The sequence below is a fragment of the Halorientalis sp. genome (assembly GCF_028275115.1).
Classification (GTDB): Archaea; Halobacteriota; Halobacteria; order Halobacteriales; family Haloarculaceae; genus Halorientalis.
Genome location: NZ_JAQCNH010000027.1, coordinates 1 through 24,981 on the forward strand (window position 1 = coordinate 1; position 24,981 = coordinate 24,981).

The 24,981-nt window shown below is 64.4% G+C and carries 24 protein-coding genes; 12 read left to right on the forward strand and 12 right to left on the reverse strand.

The features are described from left to right. Window positions 1–536 precede the first annotated feature (536 nt). The 4 genes from purM to Q0964_RS04025 all read right to left on the reverse strand — a co-directional run bounded on the left by purM (window position 537) and on the right by Q0964_RS04025 (window position 4,645). Window positions 537–1,514, reverse strand: coding sequence for a phosphoribosylformylglycinamidine cyclo-ligase (gene purM, locus Q0964_RS04010; protein WP_299263697.1), 978 nt, complete (start codon window positions 1,512–1,514; stop codon window positions 537–539). A gap of 84 nt (window positions 1,515–1,598) precedes the next feature. Beyond that, window positions 1,599–2,447, reverse strand: a complete 849-nt coding sequence (locus Q0964_RS04015; RefSeq protein WP_299263700.1) for a hypothetical protein — start codon at window positions 2,445–2,447, stop codon at window positions 1,599–1,601. 60 nt (window positions 2,448–2,507) lie between these two features. After that, window positions 2,508–3,110 carry a zinc metalloprotease gene (locus Q0964_RS04020; RefSeq protein ID WP_349254429.1) on the reverse strand — a complete coding sequence of 201 codons (603 nt, stop codon included), beginning with the start codon at window positions 3,108–3,110 and terminating at the stop codon, window positions 2,508–2,510. Beyond that, window positions 3,107–4,645: a TraB/GumN family protein gene (locus Q0964_RS04025; RefSeq protein WP_299263703.1), complete on the reverse strand. Its 1,539-nt coding sequence runs from the start codon at window positions 4,643–4,645 to the stop codon at window positions 3,107–3,109. Before Q0964_RS04025 ends, Q0964_RS04020 begins: the two co-directional genes overlap by 4 nt. A gap of 123 nt (window positions 4,646–4,768) precedes the next feature. Between Q0964_RS04025 and Q0964_RS04030 the strand changes: the two genes are divergently transcribed. Together Q0964_RS04030 and Q0964_RS04035 are read left to right on the forward strand one after the other, a co-directional pair. Further along, window positions 4,769–5,212, forward strand: a complete 444-nt coding sequence (locus tag Q0964_RS04030; RefSeq protein ID WP_349254430.1) for an acyl-CoA thioesterase — start codon at window positions 4,769–4,771, stop codon at window positions 5,210–5,212. Window positions 5,213–5,276: 64 nt separating this feature from the next. After that, a complete protein-coding gene (locus Q0964_RS04035) occupies window positions 5,277–5,732 on the forward strand; it encodes a DUF7992 family protein (RefSeq protein WP_299263709.1) in 456 nt (151 codons plus the stop codon). On the opposite strand, the gene Q0964_RS18300 is transcribed toward Q0964_RS04035, so the two are convergent. Next, the gene (locus tag Q0964_RS18300; RefSeq protein WP_349254431.1) at window positions 5,733–5,981 is read right to left on the reverse strand and encodes a rubrerythrin-like domain-containing protein; all 249 of its coding nucleotides are present in this window, start codon (window positions 5,979–5,981) and stop codon (window positions 5,733–5,735) included. 26 nt (window positions 5,982–6,007) lie between these two features. Between Q0964_RS18300 and Q0964_RS04045 the strand changes: the two genes are divergently transcribed. Both Q0964_RS04045 and cutA read left to right on the forward strand, forming a co-directional pair. Then, a complete protein-coding gene (locus Q0964_RS04045; RefSeq protein WP_299263715.1) occupies window positions 6,008–6,187 on the forward strand; it encodes an HEWD family protein in 180 nt (59 codons plus the stop codon). Window positions 6,188–6,345: 158 nt separating this feature from the next. Continuing rightward, entirely contained in the window at window positions 6,346–6,657 is a 312-nt protein-coding gene (gene cutA, locus Q0964_RS04050; RefSeq protein WP_299263717.1) for a divalent-cation tolerance protein CutA, read from the forward strand. Window positions 6,658–6,678: 21 nt separating this feature from the next. Here the strand turns inward: cutA and Q0964_RS04055 are convergent, their stop codons facing one another. Further along, window positions 6,679–7,203, reverse strand: coding sequence for a gamma carbonic anhydrase family protein (locus Q0964_RS04055; protein ID WP_299263720.1), 525 nt, complete (start codon window positions 7,201–7,203; stop codon window positions 6,679–6,681). 246 nt (window positions 7,204–7,449) lie between these two features. On the opposite strand from Q0964_RS04055, the gene Q0964_RS04060 reads away from it, so the two are divergent. Next, on the forward strand, window positions 7,450–7,692 hold the full coding sequence (locus tag Q0964_RS04060) for a hypothetical protein (protein WP_299263723.1): 243 nt from the start codon (window positions 7,450–7,452) through the stop codon (window positions 7,690–7,692). Between the two features lie 41 nt (window positions 7,693–7,733). Here the strand turns inward: Q0964_RS04060 and Q0964_RS04065 are convergent, their stop codons facing one another. Then, window positions 7,734–10,778, reverse strand: a complete 3,045-nt coding sequence (locus Q0964_RS04065) for an oligosaccharyl transferase, archaeosortase A system-associated (protein WP_299263725.1) — start codon at window positions 10,776–10,778, stop codon at window positions 7,734–7,736. Window positions 10,779–11,000: 222 nt separating this feature from the next. Here Q0964_RS04065 and Q0964_RS04070 point away from each other — a divergent pair, with 222 nt between their 5' ends. From Q0964_RS04070 to Q0964_RS04095, 6 genes are read left to right on the forward strand one after another with little or no spacing between them, the layout of a single operon-like run. After that, window positions 11,001–11,468, forward strand: coding sequence for a hypothetical protein (locus Q0964_RS04070; protein ID WP_299263728.1), 468 nt, complete (start codon window positions 11,001–11,003; stop codon window positions 11,466–11,468). 35 nt (window positions 11,469–11,503) lie between these two features. Then, window positions 11,504–12,424, forward strand: coding sequence for a glucosyl-dolichyl phosphate glucuronosyltransferase (gene aglG / locus Q0964_RS04075; RefSeq protein WP_299263730.1), 921 nt, complete (start codon window positions 11,504–11,506; stop codon window positions 12,422–12,424). 59 nt (window positions 12,425–12,483) lie between these two features. Then, complete coding sequence (locus Q0964_RS04080) at window positions 12,484–13,665, forward strand: glycosyltransferase (RefSeq protein WP_299263732.1); 1,182 nt, start codon at window positions 12,484–12,486, stop codon at window positions 13,663–13,665. Then, window positions 13,662–15,173, forward strand: coding sequence for an alkaline phosphatase family protein (locus tag Q0964_RS04085; protein WP_299263735.1), 1,512 nt, complete (start codon window positions 13,662–13,664; stop codon window positions 15,171–15,173). Before Q0964_RS04080 ends, Q0964_RS04085 begins: the two co-directional genes overlap by 4 nt. Then, entirely contained in the window at window positions 15,170–15,967 is a 798-nt protein-coding gene (locus tag Q0964_RS04090; protein WP_299263738.1) for a polysaccharide deacetylase family protein, read from the forward strand. The genes Q0964_RS04085 and Q0964_RS04090 overlap by 4 nt, the downstream gene beginning before the upstream one ends. A 57-nt stretch (window positions 15,968–16,024) precedes the next feature. After that, window positions 16,025–17,413, forward strand: coding sequence for a sulfatase family protein (locus Q0964_RS04095; protein WP_299263741.1), 1,389 nt, complete (start codon window positions 16,025–16,027; stop codon window positions 17,411–17,413). A 14-nt stretch (window positions 17,414–17,427) separates the two neighbouring features. On the opposite strand, the gene Q0964_RS04100 is transcribed toward Q0964_RS04095, so the two are convergent. Beyond that, window positions 17,428–18,879: a sulfatase gene (locus tag Q0964_RS04100; RefSeq protein ID WP_299263744.1), complete on the reverse strand. Its 1,452-nt coding sequence runs from the start codon at window positions 18,877–18,879 to the stop codon at window positions 17,428–17,430. 133 nt (window positions 18,880–19,012) lie between these two features. Between Q0964_RS04100 and Q0964_RS04105 the strand changes: the two genes are divergently transcribed. Then, window positions 19,013–20,371, forward strand: coding sequence for a sulfatase family protein (locus Q0964_RS04105; protein ID WP_299263747.1), 1,359 nt, complete (start codon window positions 19,013–19,015; stop codon window positions 20,369–20,371). Between the two features lie 21 nt (window positions 20,372–20,392). On the opposite strand, the gene Q0964_RS04110 is transcribed toward Q0964_RS04105, so the two are convergent. From Q0964_RS04110 to Q0964_RS04125, 4 genes are all read right to left on the reverse strand, one after another. Then, window positions 20,393–21,253 (reverse strand): alkaline phosphatase family protein, encoded by an 861-nt coding sequence (locus Q0964_RS04110; RefSeq protein WP_299263749.1) that lies wholly within the window; start codon window positions 21,251–21,253, stop codon window positions 20,393–20,395. A gap of 104 nt (window positions 21,254–21,357) precedes the next feature. After that, window positions 21,358–22,914 (reverse strand): flippase, encoded by a 1,557-nt coding sequence (locus Q0964_RS04115; RefSeq protein ID WP_299263752.1) that lies wholly within the window; start codon window positions 22,912–22,914, stop codon window positions 21,358–21,360. Further along, the gene (locus Q0964_RS04120) at window positions 22,911–24,026 is read right to left on the reverse strand and encodes a glycosyltransferase family 4 protein (protein ID WP_299263754.1); all 1,116 of its coding nucleotides are present in this window, start codon (window positions 24,024–24,026) and stop codon (window positions 22,911–22,913) included. Before Q0964_RS04120 ends, Q0964_RS04115 begins: the two co-directional genes overlap by 4 nt. Before the next feature lie 48 nt (window positions 24,027–24,074). After that, window positions 24,075–24,923: a TrmB family transcriptional regulator gene (locus tag Q0964_RS04125; RefSeq protein WP_299263756.1), complete on the reverse strand. Its 849-nt coding sequence runs from the start codon at window positions 24,921–24,923 to the stop codon at window positions 24,075–24,077. Window positions 24,924–24,981: the final 58 nt, after the last annotated feature.

A 24,981-nucleotide genomic window follows, 5' to 3' on the forward strand; every position in this document is an offset into this window, starting at 1 on the left:
TTAGCTGTTTTGCAGGCGCTAAGCCCCCTTCCTCAAGGAGCGACCGGAGGGAGCGGGTAGAGGGGATACAGCGTCCCCGGAAATCTCCGATTTCTGGTGTGCGAACGAATCGCGGAGCGATTCGTCCACGCCGTCATCGTTTCACTTCCGCTACACTGCATGCCCTTACTATCCCTGCGGTCGAAGATGGTAGTACGATGCTCACCACGTCTCTGGTGGTGTTCAAGCGCGACAAGAAGCGCGCACCGTCGGTTGTGGTCGAGTGTCCAACCGGTAGGAGTGGGACACTCCAAACCGCCTGTAAAGGGAAATCGCCTGTGGAGTCTGGAACCGCTGTGGGAGTTGTTCCTGCAAGTTCCGACACAGAAACAGAAAGCCCCGACCTCAACAAGCGAGGGCCGGGCAGGCCCAAGCGCGGTAGGTCGGGGTAGTTCACTGCTTCGGCATTCACCTTTTTCGGGCAGCCCGCTACGCTCACCACCGCTCGTCGGAAAAGGTCGAAAAAAGACGCGCTCTCGTTCGGTTCGAGCGCGGTGTTACAACCGCAGTCCGCGGACTGCGACCGTCTCCTCGCCGTCCTCCACCGTGCCGACGACACGCCCATCGGTCGCCGCGACCACTGCGTCGGCAGCCTCCGGTTCCAGCGCCGCCACGAAGCCGGTCCCCATGTTGAACGTGCGGTGCATCTCCTCGTCTGTTACGTTCCCCTCCTCCTGGACGAACTCGAAGACTGGCTGGGCCTCGAAGGGATCGGTGATCTCATAGCGGAAGTCGCCCATCCGGGTGAGGTTCCCCCAGCCGCCGCCGGTGACGTGTGCCGCGGCGTTCGTGTCGTGGTCCCGGAGCGGATCGAGGAGGTCGGTGTAGATACGAGTCGGTTCCAGCAGTTCCTCGGCGATGGAGCGGTCGGGGTTCGGCGGGAACGGGTCGGTGTACTCGTGGTTTTCCGTCGCGGCCTTGCGCGCCAACGTCAGGCCGTTCGAGTGGATGCCACTGGACGGAAACCCCACGATGGCGTCGCCGGCTTCGGCTTCCCCGGGGAACAACGCCCCCTTCTCGGCCAGTCCGGCACAGGTCCCGGCGATGTCCAGCCCCTTGACGACTTCCGGCATCACCGCGGTTTCGCCGCCGACGAGTTCGACGTTCGCGCGGTCGGCCCCCTCGGCCAGTCCCTCGCCGATCTGCTGGCTGGTCTCGTCGTCGGGTTCGGCGACGGCGAGGTAATCGACGAACGCAATCGGGCGGACGCCCGCGGCCACGAGGTCGTTGACGTTCATCGCGATGCAGTCGATGCCGATCGTCGAGTAGTCGTCGATGGCCTCGGCGACGAGGAGCTTCGTCCCGACGCCGTCGGCCGCCAGCGCCAGATAGCGGTCGCCGATATCGAGCAGCCCCGCGAAGTCGCCCTCGAACCCTTCGGTCGCGCCGATCAGGGCGGCCGTCGCCGCCTCGCTGGCGTCGATGTCCACCCCGGCCTCGGCGTAGGTCATCCCGTCGTCAGCGTCGTCGGTCATACGCGAGAACGTGCCCGGCGCGCGCAAAAGCCCGTCGGTCCCCCGCCGACACACAGGCTCCTTCGCCGAGTCCGCGCCGCAGTGTCAGTTCACCTGGGCCACCGAGTAGAGCTTCCACCGGCCGTCTTCGGGCCGCAGTTCGATCCGGACCCGGTTCTGCACATCCTGGCGTCGGTCCGCCGACGAGAGCGTCACCGTGGCCTCGACCGTCGCGGTGTCGGTTCCCTCCTCGGCCAGCGTCACGTCGGCGACCGACAGCGACGCGTCCGCCATGTTGTCGGCCGCCTGTCCCGTCACGCTGACCCTCGCCTCGCTGTGGAGTTGTGCGTTTGCGGCGGTCCGGTCCCCGGCGTCGAGTGCGCTGTAAAACTCCGTGACGACCCTCGTCGGCTCGCCGGTCGCCTCCGATCCGGTCTCCGACTGGTCGTTTCGGTCCGGCGTCGGCTCCTGTGTCTCCGGGTCTCCGTACTGGACGCGCGGCCCGGACGCGTAGATCCGCCACTCACCGTCCTCCGTCCGGAGTTCCATCTCGATGGAGTCGGTGATCGGTTCGCTCATCTCCGGCGCGAGAATCCGTACACTCGACCGGACGATTACCTTCGACTCCCCGTCCTCTATCGTCTCGACCGACTCGACCGAGAGTTCGCTCTCGGTGAACCGGCCGTACCGCTCCTCGGTCACCGGTTGCTCCAGCGTCTCGCTGTGCAGCCGTTCGTTTGCGGCCTCGAACGCGCTCTGATTCAACGCCCGGTAGAACGTCTCCACGACCTCTTTCGGGCCTGCCGAGTCGGACTCGGGTGTGTCCTCCGAATCGTCGCCCGATCCGTCGTCGCCGCGGTTTCGCTCAGCGTCACTGAGCGCGTCCTGACAGCCGCTCAATCCAGCGACACCGACTGCAGCGACCAGATATCTGCGTCGCGTGGCCTCGTGCATACGTCACTCCAGGCCAGGAGTTACATAAACCCCGGATCGCTTCCGTCCGCCGAGCTGCCCTCAGAACAGACCGAACCCGAACAGCGCCCACAGTCCGAGGGCCAGCGAGGGAACGAACACGACCACGAACACTGGGACGTTCCACTCTTTCACCGTGTTTCCGTCCAGCGGCCCGAACGGGACCATATTGAACGCCGCGAGAACGAGGTTGATCGATAGCCCAAGCCCGCCGATTGAGCCGACAAAGCCGTCGCCGAAGAACGCGAGCGGCGCGAAGAGAGCCGCGAGGGCGAGGTTCATTATCGGCCCGGCGAGCGCGATCAGGCCGTTCTGTCGGAGCGTCGACCGGCCTCGATGATACACCGCGCCAGGTGCGGCAAAGAGGAAGCCGACTGCTGCCCCCATGATTGCGACGAACAGCATACTGTAGTCCGCCCGGAACTCGGCGATCTTACCGAATCGGATCGCGACGATCTTGTGAGCCAGTTCGTGCAGGAGGAAGGCGACGCCCACGGTGAGAAAGCTCAGACCGAAGGTCCGGGTGGCCATCGGGACCGAGATGCCCCGGAGGCCGGGAATCAGCAGGATACTGAACGCCACGCTCAGCGCGACCCAGGCGGCCCCGAGGTCCAGCAGTTCACGGGACGAAAACCGGATGTTCACGCGACCAGCCCCCAGAGCAGGCGGGCGCTGTTCTCGGCACCCTTGGCCATCAGTTGAACGACCTCGCCCGTCGAGCCGATCTCGGCAAAGAAGTACGGTAACAGGACTACGCCGAACAGCGCGCTGGCGACCATGCTCCCGACGTTGGTCATCGCGACGATCAGAATGAGTCTGAACAGGGGGACGTTCTGCATTCGAGCGAACAGGTCTCGAACCGGTGCCTCCTCGTCGCCCATAATCTCGTTGAGCGTGCTGATGTCGCCGATATTGACCGAAGTGTACCGGAGTTCGACGTAGCCGGCGAACCAGCCCGGTGCCAGCAACGGGTTGAGGCTGGTGAGCCAGGCGACGGCTCCGCCGACGGTCGCGCTCTGCCAGTGTGCGCCGGCGAGTTTCGCCAGCACGAACGCGATGAGCCCGTTGATCAGGAACCACGAGCCGAAGATCTGGAGCAACAACCCAGTCGAAATGCCCTCGACACCGGTCGCGACCGCCAGCACCAGCAGGGCGAAAATCGCCAGGAACCCGAGTGTGAACAGGTAGCCAAAGAGTTTGAACAGCGAGAACCGGCGACCGGACTCGACACCGACGAGTGACTCCATCGGCGGGAGAGTCTCGGGTCGGTCGAGGTACCCCTCGATTCCCGCCCGGTGGCCCGCGCCAACGACGGCGACCACCGAGTATCCGGCCTCGCGCAACTCGACCAGATTGTGGGCGATATAGGCGTCGCGCTCGTCGATCAGTGCCTCCGCGCCACCGGGGGAAAACCGGCGGAACTCCTCCATCATCGCAGATACCACGTCCGTGTTCGTCATCTCGGACATGTCCAACTCCTCCAGGTCCGCTTCCTCGCCGGACCCGGACCCGGTAAGCAGGAGGACAACCGGCATACCGACCGCGAGACCGATAGTGACCACGAGCATCAGCCCGTCGAAAATACCGACGAGGACACCTGTCCCGAGTCCGACACCGCCAAACAGCAGGGGCCCGGCGAGCAGTTCCAGCGGAATCGCGAGGAACACACCGAGAGAGAATCCGACGGTCATCCCGGCGACGACGGGGTCTGCGACACCGGCCAGCAGTCCGCCCAGTAGTTTGACTTTCTCTACACCGGTGAGTCGGGACCAGAACCGCTGGATAGTGGTCTGAATGTCGCGGTCGACTAGTGCGACGCCGAGTCCGAAGGTCTCGGCCGTCTCGACCGCAGCCATCATATCAGCACCGGGGTCGACGTCGAACTGGTCGCCCAGTCGCGACTGGACGTACGACAGCATCCAGTAAGCCAGAAACTGAAACACCGTGTTCCCACCGAGCAGGTCGCTCGGGTCGAGGTCGTCGGGGGTTTCGCCTTTGAGCTGGCGGTACCGTCCGTCGTCGAGTTCGACGGCAACGACGTCCGGTTGTTCCGCTTCGATGGTCTCCTCGACCTCTTGGACGCTCTCTTCGGAGACGTGAGCGGTCCCGAGTACCGTCACACTCCCCTCCCCAGAAGGGTCCGGCGGATCGTTCGGCGGCGAAGCCGACCGTTCGGTCATTGCACCGTCATAGACAACCCCCGGTCTTACGATTGTCGGGACAACGGCGCCCGGTCGGTCGCGGTCGACGGCTCGGAAGACTCCGTTTGTGCCGACTGGAAGCCGGGGCAGATGCCGGCTCTGATGGACACGTACATCGAGAACCGCACGACGATCCGGCCCAGCCACGCGAACAACCTCGACACCACCCACGGCGGGAACGTCCTGAAGTGGATGGACGAGATCGGCGCGACGTCGGCGATTCGGTTCGCCGAGAGCGACGTTCTCACGACTCGGATGGAACAGACCAACTTCGGTGGACCCATTCCAGTCGGCGAGAGCGGGGTCATCGAGAGCGACGTCTCCAAGCTCGGGGACACGACTATGTGCGTCCAGGTACGGACCGTCCGTGAGGGCCTCCGAACCGCCGAGGCGGAGCGAACCACAGAGTCCCGCCGCGTCTACGTCGCTATCGACGAGTCGTTCGAGTCCCGGAGTGTCCCCGAACTCGCGGTTCCGAGCGACCGGGGCAAAGCGTTCAGAGAAGCCGCCCGGGAGAGCAACGAGAACGACGACCACGAGAACTGACAGACAGTCGGCCGGACAGAGTCCGAAGGCCGCTCTTTTCACCGCCGCCGTCCTACTACGGATCATGGAACTAGATGTTGACGCCCCCGACCCGCCGGAACTGGAAGCGTTCGACCCCAACGAGTACGAGGACGCCGAAGTCGTCGGTGACACGGACTTTCGGCGCGACGAAATCGAGGAGTTCCTCGGTGACGGGGCCTGGGACCGGGCCTTCGGCAAGTGGTGCGACAGTACGGATATAGACGCCGAAGAGTACGATATCGTGACCGATCTCGAACTGGTCGAACGGTTCGACTTCTTCTGGGACTCACACGCCGACCGCGTCGGGTACCACGCCCCAGGGCTCCCAGAGGACTGGAAACAACACGACCTCCACCCAGACCTGGACTCGTGGGGGACCGTCTCATCTATCAACGCGGGGCTCACCGAACTCGGCCAGATCGTCTGTGAGGTGCTGAAAGACGACTACATCGACTGGGAGACCGACTACGAACCCCCCGACGACCTCCCCGACTTCTAGCTACTCGCGCGGAACGGCGATATTACGCACCTCGCCGCCACACTCCTCACACGACGACAAGTGGCCGTCCGTTCGGATTTGACGGCTACAAGACACACACTCGTACACTGATTCTCCTGGTTTGTACGGGTCGATTCCATTCATACGGGACGATGGCAAATGAACCAAAATAATCTTTTCGTTCCGACTCGGCGGCCGACCAGTCCACCGACGTGCGGCGGTCGATTCGACGGCAGTCGGGAGCTTCATATTGGGTGGCTACCCTCCTGTTACATATGACAGAGGTCATCCCGCCCACGGAACGGGTTTGCGAGCGCTGTGGCCGCCACGACCGCTGGGAAGCGGAACGTGACACCTGGGTCATCGTCACAGACGGCGAGGAGAAAGCGGTTGGTAACCCTCACTGTCTTCACGAGTGGGACATCAACGGCGATTACAACCCCTTCGAGGGGTGACCGTTCCCGCGGAGCCGACGGCGGTCTCGCCGGTCACGCGGGCCGGTCGGCCGGTTTCTGAGCCGCCGTCTGGTGCCCACGGGGGGTGACGACCGACTCAGCGTCGTCAAGCACTGACCGGCGGAAGGCGTTTTTGCCCGCCGACCGTCGTTCGAGCCATGCCGACAGTGTTCGTGACTGTGCCACCGGAAGACGCGGCATCGCTCGCCGAACAGCTCGTCGAGGAACAATACGCCGCCTGCGTGAACCGCGTCCCCTGCCGGTCGACCTATCGGTGGAACGGCGAGGTTCACACCGACGACGAGGAGATTCTGCTGATCAAGACCACGGACGGCGAGTACGAAGCGGCAACGGAACGAATCGCCGAGTTACACCCTCACGACGTGCCCGCGGTCGAGCGGTTCGACGCTGCCGACGTCGCCGCCGACTTTGCCGACTGGCTCGCAGGGTGTGTGGGACAGACAGCGTGAGGCCCCGGCCCGACCGAGCCGTCAGTCTTCCTCGGGGACGTGCGCCTCGGCGATGGGCTCGTCGGTTTCGGCGTGCTCCCGGGCAATCTGTACGTACTGGTCGCCCGCGTACTTCCAGACGGAGTCTTCGACTTCCTTGACCACGTCCGCGGGCTGACCGGCGACCAGCACGGACTCCGGAACGTCGGTGTCCTCGGTGACGACGCTGTTCGCCCCTACGAGACTCTCCGCACCGATAGTCGAGCGGTCAAGCACGATAGCGCCCATCCCGACCATCGCTCGCTCCCCGACCGTCGACCCGTGGACGATGGCGTTGTGTCCGACCGTCGCGTACGGGCCGACCTCGGCGCCCTCGTGGAGCGTCGCGTTGTCCTGCACGTTCGCGCCCTCCCGGAGGACGATTCCGCCGTGGTCGCCACGGAGAACCGTCCCGGGCCAGACGCTGGCCTCCGCTTCCAGCGTGACGTCACCGATGACCGTGGCCGCCGGGTCGACGTACGCGGAGTCGGCGATGGCCGGTTCGACACCGTCGAATGCTCTAATCATCGTGCGTGCTGTCCAGCCCCAGCGGCAAAAGCGACCCGGCTCGGCGCGCGTTCCCGACACCGTCCCAGTCGGACGCGCACTCGACGACGGACGACCCGTCACCGCGTGTGTCCCCACGCGCGTCAGCGCTCCGTCCGACGAGCGTTCTCGAAACCGGTAGTACCCTCCTGCCCGGTTAGAGATTGAATTTTCATATTTCGTAACTGGCACCCTGAACTTATTTCGGATGTCAGACGAGTAGGATGTATGCCAGCGAACGGACGTGACATCGCGGTTTTCGTCTTCGGACTCGCCGTGGCCGGTGTGGCCCCGATTCTGGCGTTCCCGACGCTCGAACCTGCCCCGATGCTCGCGCAGTTTTCCGCACTCGCAGGCGTCGTCCCGATACGGCACGTTGGCGTCGTCGTCCTCGTGGCGCTCGTGACGGCCGCCTGGGTCGACACGGGGCCCGACAGTGATACGAGCGACCGCGAACACTGGGACCAGTAGACCGAACCGGAGACGGCTACGCCGAAACTGTCCCGTGGCGGTCAGGGCGCGACGATATTAGCGCCGCCTGCGGGTTCGGCTATCAACGGCTGACTCTCCGACCCGTCGGCCGACGTGTTGGTCGAGTTGGTCTCGCTGGCTCCATCACTCGTCTCGTTCGTCACACCATCGCCGCTCGTCTCGTTCGTCGACGGCTCGCTGTCGTCGATTTGTGGCTGGCTGAGGTTCGTTCGCGACAGTTCGACCTGCACTGGTGAGTCGTCCTCGCCGATGACCCTCCCCTCGCTCACCTGGGCCGTGGTGTTGTACAGGTAGCTTCCGCCACTACCCAGACTCCGGAACACGGGCGTGCTGATCCGGTATGGGCCGTTGGCTTTGACGGCCACGTCGGTGTAGCCCGCCTCGGTGCCCCAGTTCTCGTAGCCCGTCGTCGAGTACGGCACCGTCATATTGAACTCGCCGTCCGGCCCCGTCTGGGCGCGCTGGGTGTACCGGAACGTCGCGTTCGTGGTACTCGGCTGCATCTGGACCGACGCAATCACCGTCCGATTTGCCGGTCCGGTTCCCTCGATAGTCGCACCGGGAACGCGCTCGAACACCTTCGTCCAGGGCGGTGCCGGGTTGCCCCGTCCGAGCAGGATGTTCTGGATGCCCCGCAGTTGGTTGCGTGAACTGTTCCGGACTTGGCCGACACCACCCGCCAGCGAGGACACCTCACGCTGGAACCCGCGGGCGTACGGACTCCCGCGTTGTATCGCGGACGTGTCCGAGCGGTGGACCAGCCGATAGTGTTCCAGTGCGTCGACGGCCTCCGGCGGGTTCGGCCCGACACCACCGACCTGTGCGGTACTGTCGTTCTGGACGAACTCACGCGCCCCTCGCATCGAGTTGAAGACGCGGTACGGCTGGCGATCGTCCGTCGGAAGCACTTTCAGCTCCCCGCTCTGGGCCTGCCTCGTGTCGTAGTCCATGACGATGGGCTGTGGTTGCTGGCCGCTCCCGTGGAACTGCCACAGACGGTTGACCATGCTCTCGTAGTAACGCTGGGTCTTGAGGTTGTATCCGACCCTTGGTTGTCCGCTACTGATGTCGATCACGCGGCTGTAGTAGTCCGTGGCCGTGGTGCTCTCGTTGAAGACGATCGGTGCGAAGAACTTCCCGCGTGAGAGCCGCGAGTACGTGTTGACCATCTTCCAGTCGATCACGACGTACCGCGTTTTTGCGTTGTCTTCACTGACGGTCGCCAGCACGTCGTTCGCCTGTTTCTCGTTGGGTGCGAGCAGGAAGTTCGCCGCGTCGCCCGCGCCCTGCTGGAACGGGTTGGCGTTCGGGATACGTTCTGCTCGCTGTGTGATCCAGTGTCCGTAGTCCCACCAGGACATCACACCGTATGCCCCGCCGGGATAGTCGTAATCGTCCACTCTCGGGAACGACCCGGTGAACTCCATCCGGTTGTCCGCACCGCCGTACGTCCCTGGAGCCGGGGTATTGTTCTCCATCCAATCGAGGCTGTCCGTCCAGCCGACGACACCGGAACTCGGCCCGGCCCGGCTTCCGGCCTGGACCGCCGTCGAGGAGTTGCTGGCCAGCGGCACGATCATCGGGGCGATGACCAGGATCAGAACCGCGATTATCGTCAACACCTGGAACGTCTCGACCTCTTCGAGCGACCCACTCGGGGAGATGTACTTGGCGATCAACGCGACGAGGTAGGCGTTCAGCACCGCGACGGGGAGCGAGAGGTAGTACCCGAAGCGGACCTGGGTCAACGTCGCCAGCAACATCATCACCGTCCAGAGCATCACGAAGACCGTCTCCCCTCGGCGTTCTGTGCCGCGAATCTGGCCGATCAACAACACGAGCAGGCCAGCGAAGGCACCGAACCAGGCAAGGCCGTAGTTTCCGAACAGCCGCGGGAGCAGGTCACCGATCGGGAGCGGTTGTGCCTCGCCGATGGTCTGTGCCTGCGCACCGCCGCCCAGTCCGATGAACCGTTCCGTGTTCTTCACGATGTAGCCGAAGACTTCGGGGACCGCCACAGCCGCCAGCACGGCCACAGCCGCGATGGCACCGAACACGATGCCCGGGTACGCCCGCCGGTCGATGTCGGCACTGTCGACCTGCCGGGCCAGCCAGGCCATGAACACGGCCCCGGCAGCCACCGCGAACGCGAGCAACGGCTGCATGAACGAGAAGTCGACCCCCGTCACCTCGAACGTGCTGACCGGGACGAGCGAGAGCAACCCGGTGACTCCGAGCGCGACCACGCCCACGAAGGCGACGTGCTCCGGGCTGTGACCGCGGAGGTAGTCCAGATTCATCTGAATCACGAGAAAGACGCCGAAGATACCGACCAACAGGAGCGCGGGGGGCCACACCCAGATGTACAGCGCCAGAGCGACGCCGGCCAGTGTCGCCCAACCCGCGGGCCGCCGAAGCGCGTCCCACTCCCGGTTGGCGACGAGTTCCCAAACCGGCATCTCCTCTTCGGCGACCGCGATGGCGGTCATAATCGCCAGTACCGCGACCATCTGGAACAGCGCCTCTGCGACCTGGTGGTCGGAGAAGCCCACGAGACTCCGGTTGAGGAAGCTCCCGGAAGACAGCGCCAGGATCAACACACTGACGAGACCGCCGAACCGACCGCCGAGTCGCCTGCCGGCGAAATACACTGGAATCGCCACGAGCGTCCCGAACACGGCGGGTGCGACCAGTAGCGTCATCGCGACCGTCTGTTCGCTCGGGTTTCCGAGCCCGACGATCAGCGCCGCCGTCGCGACCAACTGGTCGAACAGCGTCCCGAACTGACCGGACGCAGTCCCGTACGGAAAGTACGTCCACGGGTCGAACGGCATCGTCTGTGGCCACTGGTTCACGACGTAGAGGGTCTGTCTGTAGTGATACCACGCGTCGTTCCCGGAGAAGAACACCCGTCCGTCACCGACGAAGTTGCTCCAACTCTGCACCCGGACCCACAACATGAACCCGAGCAACACGACCAGCGTCGGAATATGATACCAGTCTTGGACGTCTTCGAGGACGGTGCCGATATCGAAATCCTCGAAGTACCCCCGGCGTTGACTCATTGCCCGGGGTAAAAACGAACTGGCGGATAAGCTTTGTCAAATCGTCTTCCTCTCACCCGCGACCTCCTGGCTCGGAGACCGGCTCGTCAGGACTTCTGCGGCCGTCCGTCCGGAGTTGCGGTCTTCGAATCGAACGTCGACACCAGCACAACACTCAGGTGTGCCTGCCGCAAAAAATCGGGAACCCCGTTGCGTCCGCATCGACGCGCCGGTTCCTCGACGATGACCCGACAGGACTCACAGCGGACGGCCCGAAGCGACGAACGCGCCGTCACCGTGACGGACAGCGTCGCCGCCGGGTCGCTAATCGTTATGGCCCTGCTACTCTCGGCCGGCCTCGGGCTTGGCGTCCTGTACGCCCCATCCGCAGACGAGGGCAACGAGACGCGCGCGGAGTTTTCCTTCGAGCACTTCCCCGACGACTCGGCGCTGGTCGTGACGTTCACTGGAGGCGATTCGATTCCGGCTGGGGAGCTGGCGCTCGTCAGCGATGAGACGAACGTCACCTGGGCGACACTCGCCAACACGAGCGAATCGGAGACGATTTCCCAGGGCTCGACCATCCAGCTGACCGGAACCGGAACGTACGGCAAGCCAATCACGACGGACACGTCTGTCCGAGTCGTCTACACCGGCGGGAACGAGACCCGGACGGTGGGCAACTGGCCACCCGACAGCGCAGCTGGATAGAAATACCTTTGCCGGCCGGAAGCACAGCGGCCGGTATGCGGGTCTCGGTTGTTCTCTGTACCCACACGCTCGACCGTTACGACGCCTTCACCGAGGCCGCCAACAGCGTCCTCGAACAGACACACGACGACACGGAGCTGGTGCTCGTCAGCGACGGCTCCGAGGCCGTCTACGAGCAGTTCCGGGCCGGCTTCGGTGACCACGAGGACGTGATTACCCACTGCAACGACGAGAACGTCGGCCTGCTGGAGAGCCGAAACAACGGAGCCGAAATCGCCACCGGTGACGTGGTCGCGTTCATCGACGACGATGCTGTCGCCGACGAGACGTGGGTCGCCCAACTCGTCGAGGCCTACGAGCACCGGGAGGCTATGGCCGCCGGCGGAAAGATGACGCCCGAGTGGGTTGCCGGTCGGCCGACGTTCCTCCCGGAGGAGTTCTACTTTCTCGTCGGGGTCACCCAGCGCGGCTTCGCCGACGGCCCCGGCGAGGTTCGCAACACGTTTGGCTCGAACATCTCGTTTCGTCGGGACGTGTTCCTCGAACTCGACGGGTTCGACACAGACATCGGCGGCCGGCAGGGCGACGAGAACCTCCAGGGTGGTGAGACCGAACTCTGTGCCCGGCTGAGCGAAACCCACGACGCCGGGGTCTATTACAATCCAGACGCACGCGTGGCGCACAAGGTGTTCCAGTATCGGACCGAACCGGCGTGGTTGCTCGACCGCGCCTTCTGGCAGGGCTACTCCAAACGCGGGATGGAAGTGCTGGTCCCCGAATCGACCGGCGAGGAGTACGACTTCCTCGGTCAACTGCTCGGGGAGTTCGTCCCACAACGGCTGAAGGGGCTCTTCGCGGCCCCCTCACGCGAGAAGGCGCTCCAGTTCGTGATGTTGTTCGTGTTCACCGCCGCGGTGGGACTGGGCTACCTCTACGGCGCGACGAAGTGGCGGTGAAACCGCCGGTTCGTTCCGTCGTCGGTACGCTTAAGCGCGCGCCGTTGCTGGCCCCGACAATGAGAGGCGGGGCGACGAACGGCGACACCGGTGCCGGCGACGCGACGACCACGACACTCGCCGACCTGGACGTGGCCGTCGCACACTGGGGAATCAACGCCTGGGGTGGTGCCGAGTACCTCGTCACCCACCTCGCCGAGGCACTGGACTGTGACCGGGTCTACACGCTCGGGGAACCCGACCCCGTCGACCCCAATCCCTACGGCGACGTTCGGTTCGTGAACGTGACTCGGGACCTCTCCCCGTCACTGTTCCGGCAGCTCCAGGCGACGGCCGGCCGCGTCTTCGAGTACGCCCTCTGGGAGGACGTGGACTGGCGCGAGTACGGTGACCTGGACGTGTTGGTGACCTCGGGCGCGACGACGCGGGCGGTCATCACACCCGACGATACCCTCCACCTGAACTACTGTCACTCGCCGCCGCGGTGGTTCTACGACCGCTACCACGACCGGAAAGACTCGCTCGTCGGGCAACTCGCCCGGCCGCTGGTGCGGTACCTGCGGATGCGCGACGCCACCGTCGACCCGCGCGTCGACGGGTACTTCGCCAACAGTCCGGTCGTCGCCCGCCGTATCCGGAAGTTCTACGACCGTGACTCGGAGGTTCTGTACCCGCCGGTCGATCTCTCCGAATACGAGAACCGCGGCGACGAGGGCTTCTATCTCCACCTCGGCCGACTCGACGAGGAGAAGGGCGTTCCCGCCGCCGTCGAGGCGTTCGCAGGGAGCGACCACCGACTCGTGCTAGCGGGCGGCCGCGGCGACGTGAACGAGCGGGTGATGGACCGCATCCGACGCGCCGACGCCATCGACTACCGCGGGTTCGTCGACGAGACCGAAAAGTACGATCTGCTCGCGACCTGTCGCGCGCTGGTGTTCAACGGCCACGACGAGGACTTCGGAATCGTCCTCATCGAGGCGAACGCCAGCGGGAAGGCCGTGTTGACCCGCGACGAGGGGTTTCCCGGCCTCTTCGTCGAGGACGGCGAGAACGGCTACCGACACGACGGGACGCCAGCAGGGATCGGCGACGCTGTCGAGCGGTTCGAGCGGGATGGCATCGCGGCCGAGCCACGCGAGGCGGTCGAAACCTTCTCAACGGACGCCTTCGATGACCAACTCGAATCGAGTGTCGCCCGGCGGTACAACCGGTTCCGGGCGACGGGGGACCGATATCAATGACTGAGACGATCGTACTCGGCCTCGACGGGGCCAACTGGGCGTTGCTCGAACCCTGGCTGGAGGAAGAACGACTGCCAAACATCGCGGCGCTTCGCGACGAAGGGGTCTGGACCGACATGCACAGCTGTTTCCCGCCGGTGACCTGCCCGAACTGGCGGTGTTACTCGACCGGAAAGAACCCGGGCAAACTCGGCGTGTTCTGGTGGGAGACCATCGACACCGACCAGCGGACGCTCACGACACCGGATTCCCGGTCGTTCAAGAGTGCGAACTACTGGGACTATCTCAACGAAGCGGGCCAGACGGCCGGAATCGTGAACCTCCCGATGACGTATCCGCCGTTCGAGGTGGACGAGTTCATGATCGCCGGCGGGCCGGACAGTGAACAGGAAGCGTACACGCATCCGCCGGAACTCGGCAACCGGCTCGACATGGAGGGGTACCGGCTGCAGCCCGACGTCCCGGTCACCTCGAAGGACGACCGCGACGAGGCCGAGGCGGTGGTCGACCTGATCGAACAGCGACTACTCACGTTCCGGGAACGACTGGACAACAGCGACGTGGACGTGGCACACTGTACCGTTTTCTACATCAACGTGCTTCAGCACTTCTTCTGGCGCGGTGGGCCGACCCGTCGAGCCTGGGAACTCATCGACGAACAAATCGGCGCGATTCGAGCGGCCCACCCCGACGCGACCCTGCTATTGATGTCCGACCACGGATGCAGGGACGTCGATACCGTCTTCTATGTCAACTCCTGGCTCGAAAAGCAGGGATATCTCGTCACCGACGACACCGCGGGGCTGCTCACTGAGTACGGGATGAACAAGCAACGGCTCTCGAAACTCGCTCACAAGTTGGGTGTCCACGGTTTAGTGACCCGGTTGACGCCGGATTCGGTCACCGACCGACTCCCCGAAGACGACGAGGGGTTCAAACGCGAGCAGAAGCTCGAAAAAATCGACTGGGAGCGGTCGAGAGCGGTCGCCAGCGGACAGGGGCTCGTCTACGTCATCGACGACGACTCCGGAACGGTCGACGCGCTGCTCGACGATCTCGCGTCTCTGCGGGACGGTGATGGCGACCCTGTCACACGACAGGTGATGCGGCGCGAGGAGGCGTACGACGGCCCCTTCGTCGAAGACGCCCCGGAGATCGTCTTCGACCAGCGACCGGGCGTCCACACGAGCGGCGCCATCGGCACCAACCCAGTGTTCGCGGACGCGGGCCAGTGGGACGCCGAGAACGTTCGGACTGGGCTCTTTCTGGCCGACGGACCGGCGGTCGAAGCGACCGATATCGACGGCCCCATCTCGATCACCGACGTCGCTCCGACGGTCCTCCACAGCGTGGACTGTGCCGTTCCGACCGACGTGGACGGGACGCCGCTGGCGCTGTTCGGCGGTCGCGAGGTCAAGACCTGTGAGCCACTCCCCTTCGACGCGGCTACCGACACGGCACGCGAGGATGTCCAAGACCGACTCGAAGACCTCGGGTATCTCGAATGACCGTCTGCATCACCGGCGACGTACACCACATGTCGATGGCGACCCGCGACCAGGAGTTTCTCGATGGGACCGAACTCGAGGCGGCCGTCGAGTACGCCGAGATTGCAGCCGAACACGACGTTCCGGTGACGCTGTTTTGCACGGGCAAATGCGTCGAGGAAGACCCCCAGCGGATACGCACGCTGGCAGAGATGGACAATGTCGAACTCGGAGGGCACAACTACTGGGCGTTCACCACGCCCGTCCACTCGGCCTGGCGCGCGCTGGGAAAGCTCACCGCCGGCCGGATCGGCTCGTGGAACGGGCCGCGCGTGTTCCAATCCTACGAGATACAGAAAACAATCTCGTCGTTCGCCGACCTCGGTGTCGTCCTCCGGTGCTGGCGGGACCACGCATACCGGCACGACAGTCACACTCCTCGACTCCTCTCGCGGTACGGAATCACCCACTTCTCCGACGCCGTCGAGCCCGACGGAGACGTCCGGACTGTCGACAGGCTGACCGTCGTTCCAATCAACACACCGCCGGACCACGAGCACGTGTACCACGCGTTCCGGACGCGCGACTTCGTCGCTGAAGACGAGTTCGAGGGACCGTTTGGGACCGAGTCGCACGCGCCCGCCGACTGGGCCGAGTGGGTACTGGAGTCCGCCGACGCCCACCGTGATGCCGGCACCGTCGGGACTGTCCTGGCGCATCCGGCGTGTATGCAACTTGCGGACAGGTTCGAGGCGTTCGAGCGGTTGTGTGTCGCCGCCGACCGCGGCGTGTTTCTTTCGGACATCGAGGCCTGATTCGCCCGCGGCACGACTCGGAATGCTTTATCAGACACGCGACTGACCTCTCCACCGATGAAGACGTTACTGCTGACCGTCGACGCGCTCCGGGCCGACCACCTCGGTCAGTACGGGTACGAACGCGACACGATGCCGGTGCTGGACGACCTCACGGGGGCGGGGACTCGGTTCGAATCTGCGTTCGCAAACGGGACGTACACCCGCATCTCCGTCCCGTCGTTTCAGACGTCGCGCTATCTCGCCTACGAGAATCTGGACGCCAGCCGGAAACTCGCGCCGACGCTCGAGGCGAGTGGCGTCGAGACGGCCGTGATCGGGACGCAAACCGGTATCGGACTCGTTCATGGGGGGTTCGAGTACGGGGAGACGCTTGACCTCGGCCGCGACGAGAACTTCGACGAGGCTAACGCCGACCGACCGGTGACAGAACTGATCGGGTATCGGGTGAACAAGGTGGCGACGTGGCTCAGTCAGCAACTCCAGCGCCGAGGCGCGAACGGGCTCTACGAAGCACTGAGACGGCCGTACCGGAAGCTCTACCCAGAGACGCCGTTCGAGCACAGCGGCTACACCGAAGCCGAAGCCGTGACCGACCGGGTAATCGACTGGTTCGAGGCTGCGGACCGCGAGGAGTTCTTTCTGTGGGTCCACTACATGGAGGCCCACCGCCCGTACGGCGTCCACGACGACGACCCGGCGTACCTAGACGGCCCCGTCGACCCGGACCGCATCTACGACCTGATGGAGACCGCCGGGACCGACCCCGACGCGGTTTCGGCCGCCGACCGCCGACTGATGACCGACCTCTACGACTCGGACATCCGGTACTGTTCGCGACACATCGCTCGCCTGTTCGACTATCTCCGTGAGAAGGGGCTCTGGGACGAGACGAATCTCCTGTTTTCCAGCGACCACGGCGAGGAGTTCTACGACCACGGGAACTACTTCCACCGCAACTACCCCTACGACGAACTCCTCCACGTCCCTCTGTTGGCCAAGCGAGCGACAGACCCGACGGGCGGCGCGACGGTCACCGAGCAGCGACAGTTGCTCGACCTCGCCCCGACCATCTGCCAGTTCCACGGACTCGACCCGGGCGAGTACGGATTCCAGGGAACGCCACTGTTCGAGGGTGGCTCACGCGAAGTCGTCGCACTCGGTCAGCCCAACGACCGGGACCCAGCCGTCGCGGTCCGGCACGACGGCTGGAAGTATATCGACACCGGAGACGGTGAAGAGTTGTACGACCTCACCGCCGACCCGGACGAGACCGAGAACGTCCTCGCGGACAACCCCGACGTGGCGTCACGTCTGACGCGGTGTATCCCCGAGTCGGTCTTCGAACGCGACGTCGAAGACCCACGTCAGCCGGAGGACGACGTCGACCGCGAACAGCTGGAAGCGCTCGGATATATGGAGCTGCGCGAGGAGGAGGAAAGCTGAGAACCACTCGGCCGTCACTTCACGTATCCGAGAGCTTCGAGCTGGTCGCCGAGGTCGTCGGGTTCGACCGCGTCCTCGATGGCGTAGTTTTCGTAGGCGTCGAGCGCATACTGATCCGCGACGCGGTCGATCATCGCATCGACCGTTTCCGGATTGGCCGCCGCGCAGTCGTTCTGTTCGTACTGGTCCTCGGGGATGTAGAACAGTTCGTCGGCGTCCTCGTCACGGACGGAGGTGATGAACTTCCACTCGTCGGTCCGGCATGCAGTTAGCCGGTTGTTCAGGTCGATTTCCCGCCAGCCCCCTGCCGCGACCTGGCTGAAGACGGGCCGGTCCTCGGGCATCGGTTCCTCGCCCCGAAGGATGGGGTCGAGCGAGAGACCGTGGAACCGCCTGGGGACGGTCGCGTCTTCGACTGTCGAGTCGAGTAGAGTCGGCGCGATGTCGATGGTCGAGGTCACGCCCTCGGGGAACGATATCGACTCGTCGCCACGCCGGACGATGAGCGGTACGCGGACGAGTTCGTCGTAGGGTCGGCCGCCGTGTGCCAGTTCGCCGTGTTCCCGGAACTCCTCGCCGTGGTCGCCACAGAGAATTGCCATCGCGTCTTCCCAGTAGCCACGCTCACGGAGGCCCTCGACCAAGCGTCCGATCTGGTCGTCAACCTCTCTGATAGAAGCGTCGTAGAGATCCGAGATTATCGAAACTTCACGGTCGGTCGCGTCTGCCTCGTTCGTATTCACCTTGTCATTGATGCGCCACATCTCACTGTCCGAGAGCGGTTCGTCGAGGAACTGCTCGCGGTAGGACCTCGGCGGGACGTATGGCGAGTGTGGCTCCATGAAGTGAACCCACAGAAAGAGCGGTTTCTCACCGGGGAGCGCGTCCAGGTACCGGAAGGCGCGGTCGACGGCCTCGCTGGCCGACGTGTGAGGTTCCGAACGGGTCGCTACCCGTCGATAGGCGGATTCGACCAGTCGGTATGGGAGGCCATCCTGGTCCAGCGAGGCGTATACTTTTTTCTTGGCCGTCTCGACGAACTCCGCCGCACGTGAACCGTCGTCGCTACTGTTGCCGGTCTCTATATCGAGTGACTGGTCGTCGACCAGCGTCCGTTCGTTGTTGTAGTACACATTGAAGCCGCGGTCCCAGCCGAACCGTGAGTGCAGTTGCGTGTTTGTATTGACACCGACGGTCCGGAATCCTCGGTCCTGAAACGCCTCGCTGACAACCTGTCGGGTGCCCGTCAACTGGGCGTACCCACCGTACATCAGCGGATAGGTCGAACAGAGAATCCCCGGAAAACTCGTACGGGTGTTCGGCCCCGTCGCGATGGCCTCGTCGCAGAAGGCCCCCGCCTCGGCGAGCGCGTCCATCGTCGGCGAGACGAGCCGGTCATAGCCGGCGACTGAGAGCCGGTCGTACCGCAAACAGTCGACGGTAATCAGGATTGCGTGACGTGGCATTGGCGGTTCGAGTCGTTCCTACAACCGCTAGAGAAGACCCTATATGTTTGGATTTCCGAGGACTACGGAATAGACGGCTTCGAACCCTCGACGGGAAAAACTGATATAGACGCTGTTGAAAGTCGGACATAAAATGTCCGTCTCGAACGTGGTTCTCGTCACCATCGACAGTCTCCGCTACGACAGAGCTCTCCAGTCGGACAGGGCGGCTCCCCCGGCACCCACCCTGTCACGTCTCGCCAGGGACGGGTTCTGCTTCGACAGGGCGTTTGCGAACGGACCCAACACGCCCTCCAGTTTCCCGACCCTCCTGACCGGCACGTACCCCGCGATGTACGGCGGGTATCGGTACCTGGACGGGCGGCGACCCTTCCTCTCTGCCACCCTGCAGGACGCGGGTATGCGAACGGTGGGGTACCACTCCAACCCCCATCTGGGCCCGGAGAAGAACTACAACCACGGGTTCGACACGTTCAACGACGGTGCGGAGGACGACGACGACGCTCGTACAATAAAGAACTTTGTCGACGAGCAAGTTCCGTCCGACTCACGGCTTTACCGCATCCTGCGGCGCATCTGGCACTACGTGACGATGACAACGGATACCTCCGCCTACGCGCCGGCAACAGAGATAACGGATCGGGCCATCGACTGGCTGGAGACCGACTGGGACGGCGACTCGCCCTACTTTATGTGGCTCCACTATATGGATGTCCACTACCCGTTCACGCCGCCGGACCGGTTCCTCAGAGACATCGATGTCGACCCGCTATCGACCCGGCGGACCGCCGACCTCAACGGCCGGATGCAGGAGGATCCTGACTCGCTGACCGCGGAGGACCGGTCGGACCTGCTCGATCTCTACGATGGAGAGATTCGCTACATGGATCATAACCTGAATCGGCTTCTCGAAAAACTCGAGACACAGGATGCCCGCGAGAACACGGCCGTCGTCGTGACGGCGGACCACGGCGAGGCGTTCGGTGAACACGACAGATACGGCCACCATCCGTATAATTACGACGAACTCGTCCACATCCCGCTGGTGTTCGACGTGCCAGGCCGTGAGGGTCGGCAGATCGACCAACAGGTGTCGCTCATCGACGTACCCCCGACGCTGTACGACCTGCTGGGCATCGAGACGCCCGAGGCCGTCCAGGGCCGCAGTCTCGAACCGCTAATGACTGGCGAGGACCGAGAGGACCGAGTCGTCGTTTGCACCGCCTCGGGCGGCGAGATGCTCGCCACCCGAACTCCGGAGTGGAAACTCCTGTGGGACCGCAAGGCCGACACCGTGGAGTTGTACCACCTCACGGAGGACCCCGGCGAAAAACACGACGTGAGCGCGGAGAGTCCCGAAATCGTCGAGCAATTCCGCGCTCTGCTGGAAGACCACGTTGCCGAGGCTCGAGCTACCGATACCGACCTCCCCGAGGTCGAAGAAAGCGACGAGGTGAAACGGCGACTCGAAGACCTCGGATACGTTGAGTGAGGGAATTCCGATCCCGAGTGCTCAGAGATAGCCCAGGTCCTTGAGCCGAGCCTGAACCCGTTCGCCCTGGGCCTGACTGGTCTCGCCCGCGCGGATCTCGCGGCGCTCACCGTCGAGGACCGCCCAGGGCACTTCGACGAGTCCCGGCAGTCGGAGTCGTGGTTTGTGGCCGCCCAGCCCCAGCGCGTCCGCGAAGCCGGTCGCGTGAGCCTGTCCGTGGTCGGCCGTGACGACGGTTTTCCCGGGGACGGCGTCGATTACGTCGTCGGCGTATGGGAGGACGTACTCGAGGTTGTCGGTGTAGGCCTGCCAGTATTCGGTCTCGTCGGCGTACTCGCCGGCGTTCTCGCTGCCGATGAACGGCCCGTGTGGTTGCATGAAATGGACAATCAGCCGCTTGTCGGGGAACTGCTCGTAGGCTTCGATTGCGGCGTCCCGGACGACCTCCGGGCGGACGACGCCGGCGTCGTCGTCGAAGTCGGTCTCCCAGAGTTCGACCACCTGATGGAAGGCGTCGCCGGCCTCCAGCGCCGTGTGGGGGTTGGCCGACACGTACACCGTGTCACCGAATGCCCCGCCCTGGAAGTTCCGTCGGGTCCACTCGCTGGAGTGGCTCCCGAGGCTGACGCGGGACCGGTACTCGTCGAACCGGTCGAGGTCGACGGACCGCTCGAAGTAGTCCGCCCGGCAGGCGTCGAGGACGACCATCGTATCCCAGTCTTCGTTCATGACGTGTACGGCTTCGTCGTATCCGGGGTACCCCGGATACAGCCGTGTCGCCGTGCCGAAGACGAACGGGACGAGCACCCGGTTTCGCCACCAGTTGAGCGAGGTGAAGTTCTTCCGCACCTCAGAGAGGGCGTGTCGTGGATCGAACCCCATTATGCGTAGGTGTCAGAGCGGTCGAGTTAGGTGTACTGGTTTGCCGAGGAGTTTCGGCGTCCGGCCCTACGAGAGCCCCCCGTCCACCGCGGTTCACGCGGGTCTCAGTTCGCCAGCCAACGGATAACCGCGTCGAATCGTCCCAGCGGGAGTCCGTACTGCTCTTCGGCCGAGCGGACGACCATCACGTCAGTCTCAGTGAGTCCGAACACGAGCAGGACCGCGATCAGGTAGACGACCGACGTGAGGCCGGTTACCCCGACCAGCCACAGAAGCGTCCCGGGGGTCGCCGGAGCGACGACCGTCGACACGAGCCACAGAAACGGCACTGCCAGTATCGCTGGTCGAACGCCGCGCCACGAGAGGGGCGTCTCACCCAGTGCCAGGTACACCTGTGCCGCGGCCAGACCGTCTCTGAGGAAGAAAGATGCGCTCGTGGCCACGGCGGCTCCCAGGATACCGTACCGGGGGATGAGGACCCAATTCAACGCGAGGTTCGCGACGGCCGCGAGAGCGCTATTGAACGAGAGGAGTTTCGCCCGACCAACCGATTCGAGAATGGGGTTGTGAACGCTGAGTACGTTTTTCAACGCGAACCCCACGGCCAGCACCGCGAGTACCGTTCCACCGCTGGCGTACTTAGCCCTGTAGATGATGGTGATGAACTCCGTGGCGAACACCCCGAGCGGAACGAGCGCGCAGACGCTGACGACGATCAGCCATCGGACGACCGCCCGAAACATCTCCATGGCATCCCGTGCGTTCCCGTCGCTCTCCAGTCGGCTCGCGATGGGCGCCCCCAAGAAATTGAACGCCGTCGAGAACATTCCCATGAAACTCACTGCAGCGTAAGCGACGCCGTAGATTCCGTTGGCGAACTGGCCTAAAAAGAACGCGATCAGGAAGATGTCGATGCTCCGGTAGACGAAACTCGACACTCCCGTGACGGTGAACGGTAGCGAGTAACGAGTGACCTCCGCCAGACGCCCGGTGTCGACGGCCAGTCCGTCTCGGGGTAACGCCCGGTAGAGGAGGGCGAGCCCGACGATAGCGCTGACGACGTACGGGATAGCATACGCCCACGCGAACCCCGCTTGTCGCTGTGCCTCGGTGAGGCCCGCCCGGTCGAGCGTGTACGCTGCCACACCGACGACGAGGGTGATCCGGGCGAGCGGGTGGACGATGTTTTTTACGACGACCCAGTACGTGGACCGCTCCTGACCGCGGATACCGCCGACAGTCACGTTCAGGACTGTCGCAAACGGGATCGCCGCCCCGAAGATCCGGACGGTGACTGCGACGCCTGGGTCCCCGAATACCTCCGTGGCGATGGCCGAGGCATTGAGCGCGACGACGGCCCCCAGTACTGTCGAGGTGAGCAGCGTCACGGCGACGGAGAACAACGCGAGTGAGCGTTTCTCGCCGTCCTCGACACGCGGCAGATACCGGGTCAGGCCCGACGCCAGTCCGAGGCCGGCGACGATAGCACCGACGTCGACGATGGCCGTCCCGATGACGATGCCGCCGAAGCTGCCGACGTCGAGAATCCGAGCCGCGATGACCTGTGCCACGAACGCGATCAGTAACTCCAGAAACAACCCGACGGTGACGACGCTGGCACCCTTGACTACGTCCCGGATGGCCTGATCGATGTCGGTCATTCGATCACCCGACGCAGGTACCGCTCGTACCGCTCGTACAGTGCCGACCAGGAGAACTCCGTCTCGACGGCCCGCCGGCCCTGCTGGCCGAGGCGGTGGCGTCGGTCTCCATCGCTCGCGAGGGAGTCCAGCTGCGCGGCCAGGTCCGCAGGCCGATGCGCTCCACAGAGCAACCCCGTCTCACCGTCCGCTATCACCTCGGGGACACCTCCGACCCGGGTCGCAACGACTGGCGTGGCTGTCGCCTGCGCCTCGAGGACGACACGGGGCAGCCCCTCGGTGTGCGAGGGGAGAACGAAGGCATCGAACTCGTGGTACAGCGCGGGTATCTGCTCGTACGGGACGGAGCCGAGAAACGTCGCCTGCTGGCCGAATCGTCCTTCCAGCCGGTCACGCTCCGGCCCGTCGCCGGCTACCAGGAGGTGCCAGTCCCGTTCTGTCCGGTCCAACGCCGCCGCCAGGTCGCCGAGGCCCTTGTACGACTGGAGCCCACCGACGTAGCCGAGTCGGAGTGCGCCGCAGGTCTCGGACTCGGCGAGGCGGTCACGGAACCGGTCGGCGAGCGGCGTCGGGACCGTTTCCGGGTGAAATCGGTCCACGTCGACGGCGTTTCGCACGTCGAAGATGCGGTCCGCGGCGACGCCACGCTCTATGAGTTGTGCGCCGATGTGATCACAGACGACGAAGTAGCCGTCGTGTGGAACCCGTAGCCGCGCAGAAAACGACGCCAGGTTGACCCGTTCGAGCAGGCCTTCGACCGGTGGGTCAAGACTCGACCCGACGTGGACAATGTGGGGGACGCCGAGTCGTCGGGCCGCGAACAGCCCCGGGAGATACGTCTTCCGTGTTTTCGAGACGACCACGTCGACGGTCCGTCGTCCGCCGAGCCGGACCGCCTGGCTGACGGTTCTGAGTGGCCCGTCGACGAACCTGGTTCGGGGAGCGACCGAGGCCTGGAACGGGCGCTCCGGTGTGTCGTTCCAGTCCAGCAGGATCACCTCGTGGCCTCGGTCACGGAGGCCGATGACGACGTTCCGGACGTGGATGGCGCCCCCTCGGACCATCGCGTCGGTGAACGAGATGGCCTCTTCTGTGAGGTAGAGGACGCGCATGTCCCGAGACGTGCATGGGCCGTTAATATATCCCGCGGTCCACACCGGTCAGCCCGGATAGTCCGCGACGCTCTCGTGTTCCCAGACGAGCTCGAAGTACCGCTGGAGGCCGGCGACGAACGATCCGTTGTCGGTCAGTGCGGCCTGGCGCATGTGGAGGGGCACGTCTTTCTCCTCGACGAGGATAATCGCGCGGCCGGCTTCGTAGTCCATGCTCGGGTCGACGACTGTGCCGCGCCAGGGGAGCTGTTCGCTGCTGAACCGGAGGTCGACGGCGGGGTACTCGGTCCGGAGCTGCTCGACGATGTCTGCCTGTACCGGGCGGTTCTCCGCCTCGAGCAGGTCGGGGTGGAGAAAGAGCGCGTCCACGTCAATACCCCGTTCGATGGCGTTCTCGAAGGCCGGCCTGACCGAGTCGAAATACTCGAAGCTCTTGGTGATGATCCGAACCTGGGCGGTTGCTTCGTGGTAGAGCTGTCGAGTCTCGCGTTCGCTGGGCTGGCCCACGTCGACGACGTGGAACAGTTCCTCGGTGGGCGTGATGTCCTCGCTGGCGCGCTCGAAACGGGGCTGAAACTCCGCGAGGAACTCCGCTCGCACGTTTTCGAGTGCTTGGACGAACCCCTCGAACTCCTGGCGCCGGTTCTCCTCGGCCCGGTCGAGAATCTGCTCGGGCGATTTGGGCTGGTACTCCTTGGGCCGACCGGGAATGATCTTGATGAAGCCTCGATCAGAAAGCGAGTCCAGAACCCCGTAGATTCTAGCCTTTGGGATGCCCGTCGCCTGTGCCAGGTTCGGGGCCGTCGTCCGTCCCAGTGTCAGCAACTCCCGCAGCGCCGTCGCCTCGTACTCGGTCAGGCCGAGCCGGTCCAGCAGGCCGACCGCTTCGTCGGTCATGTGTCGGTCTGTTGCCGGCCGGCCTTGTAAACTCGCCGAAAGGTACTTACAACTCGTC

Bases quoted from the DNA above. Each gene is read 5' to 3' on its own strand.
- purM (WP_299263697.1), bottom strand. From the start codon at position 1,514: ATGACCGACGACGCTGACGACGGGATGACCTACGCCGAGGCCGGGGTG.
- Q0964_RS04015 (WP_299263700.1), bottom strand. From the start codon at position 2,447: ATGCACGAGGCCACGCGACGCAGATATCTGGTCGCTGCAGTCGGTGTC.
- Q0964_RS04025 (WP_299263703.1), bottom strand. From the start codon at position 4,645: ATGACCGAACGGTCGGCTTCGCCGCCGAACGATCCGCCGGACCCTTCT.
- Q0964_RS04030 (WP_349254430.1), top strand. From the start codon at position 4,769: ATGGACACGTACATCGAGAACCGCACGACGATCCGGCCCAGCCACGCG.
- Q0964_RS04035 (WP_299263709.1), top strand. From the start codon at position 5,277: ATGGAACTAGATGTTGACGCCCCCGACCCGCCGGAACTGGAAGCGTTC.
- Q0964_RS18300 (WP_349254431.1), bottom strand. From the start codon at position 5,981: ATGAAGCTCCCGACTGCCGTCGAATCGACCGCCGCACGTCGGTGGACT.
- Q0964_RS04045 (WP_299263715.1), top strand. From the start codon at position 6,008: ATGACAGAGGTCATCCCGCCCACGGAACGGGTTTGCGAGCGCTGTGGC.
- cutA (WP_299263717.1), top strand. From the start codon at position 6,346: ATGCCGACAGTGTTCGTGACTGTGCCACCGGAAGACGCGGCATCGCTC.
- Q0964_RS04055 (WP_299263720.1), bottom strand. From the start codon at position 7,203: ATGATTAGAGCATTCGACGGTGTCGAACCGGCCATCGCCGACTCCGCG.
- Q0964_RS04060 (WP_299263723.1), top strand. From the start codon at position 7,450: ATGCCAGCGAACGGACGTGACATCGCGGTTTTCGTCTTCGGACTCGCC.
- Q0964_RS04065 (WP_299263725.1), bottom strand. From the start codon at position 10,778: ATGAGTCAACGCCGGGGGTACTTCGAGGATTTCGATATCGGCACCGTC.
- Q0964_RS04070 (WP_299263728.1), top strand. From the start codon at position 11,001: ATGACCCGACAGGACTCACAGCGGACGGCCCGAAGCGACGAACGCGCC.
- aglG (WP_299263730.1), top strand. From the start codon at position 11,504: ATGCGGGTCTCGGTTGTTCTCTGTACCCACACGCTCGACCGTTACGAC.
- Q0964_RS04080 (WP_299263732.1), top strand. From the start codon at position 12,484: ATGAGAGGCGGGGCGACGAACGGCGACACCGGTGCCGGCGACGCGACG.
- Q0964_RS04085 (WP_299263735.1), top strand. From the start codon at position 13,662: ATGACTGAGACGATCGTACTCGGCCTCGACGGGGCCAACTGGGCGTTG.
- Q0964_RS04090 (WP_299263738.1), top strand. From the start codon at position 15,170: ATGACCGTCTGCATCACCGGCGACGTACACCACATGTCGATGGCGACC.
- Q0964_RS04095 (WP_299263741.1), top strand. From the start codon at position 16,025: ATGAAGACGTTACTGCTGACCGTCGACGCGCTCCGGGCCGACCACCTC.
- Q0964_RS04100 (WP_299263744.1), bottom strand. From the start codon at position 18,879: ATGCCACGTCACGCAATCCTGATTACCGTCGACTGTTTGCGGTACGAC.
- Q0964_RS04105 (WP_299263747.1), top strand. From the start codon at position 19,013: ATGTCCGTCTCGAACGTGGTTCTCGTCACCATCGACAGTCTCCGCTAC.
- Q0964_RS04110 (WP_299263749.1), bottom strand. From the start codon at position 21,253: ATGGGGTTCGATCCACGACACGCCCTCTCTGAGGTGCGGAAGAACTTC.
- Q0964_RS04115 (WP_299263752.1), bottom strand. From the start codon at position 22,914: ATGACCGACATCGATCAGGCCATCCGGGACGTAGTCAAGGGTGCCAGC.
- Q0964_RS04120 (WP_299263754.1), bottom strand. From the start codon at position 24,026: ATGCGCGTCCTCTACCTCACAGAAGAGGCCATCTCGTTCACCGACGCG.
- Q0964_RS04125 (WP_299263756.1), bottom strand. From the start codon at position 24,923: ATGACCGACGAAGCGGTCGGCCTGCTGGACCGGCTCGGCCTGACCGAG.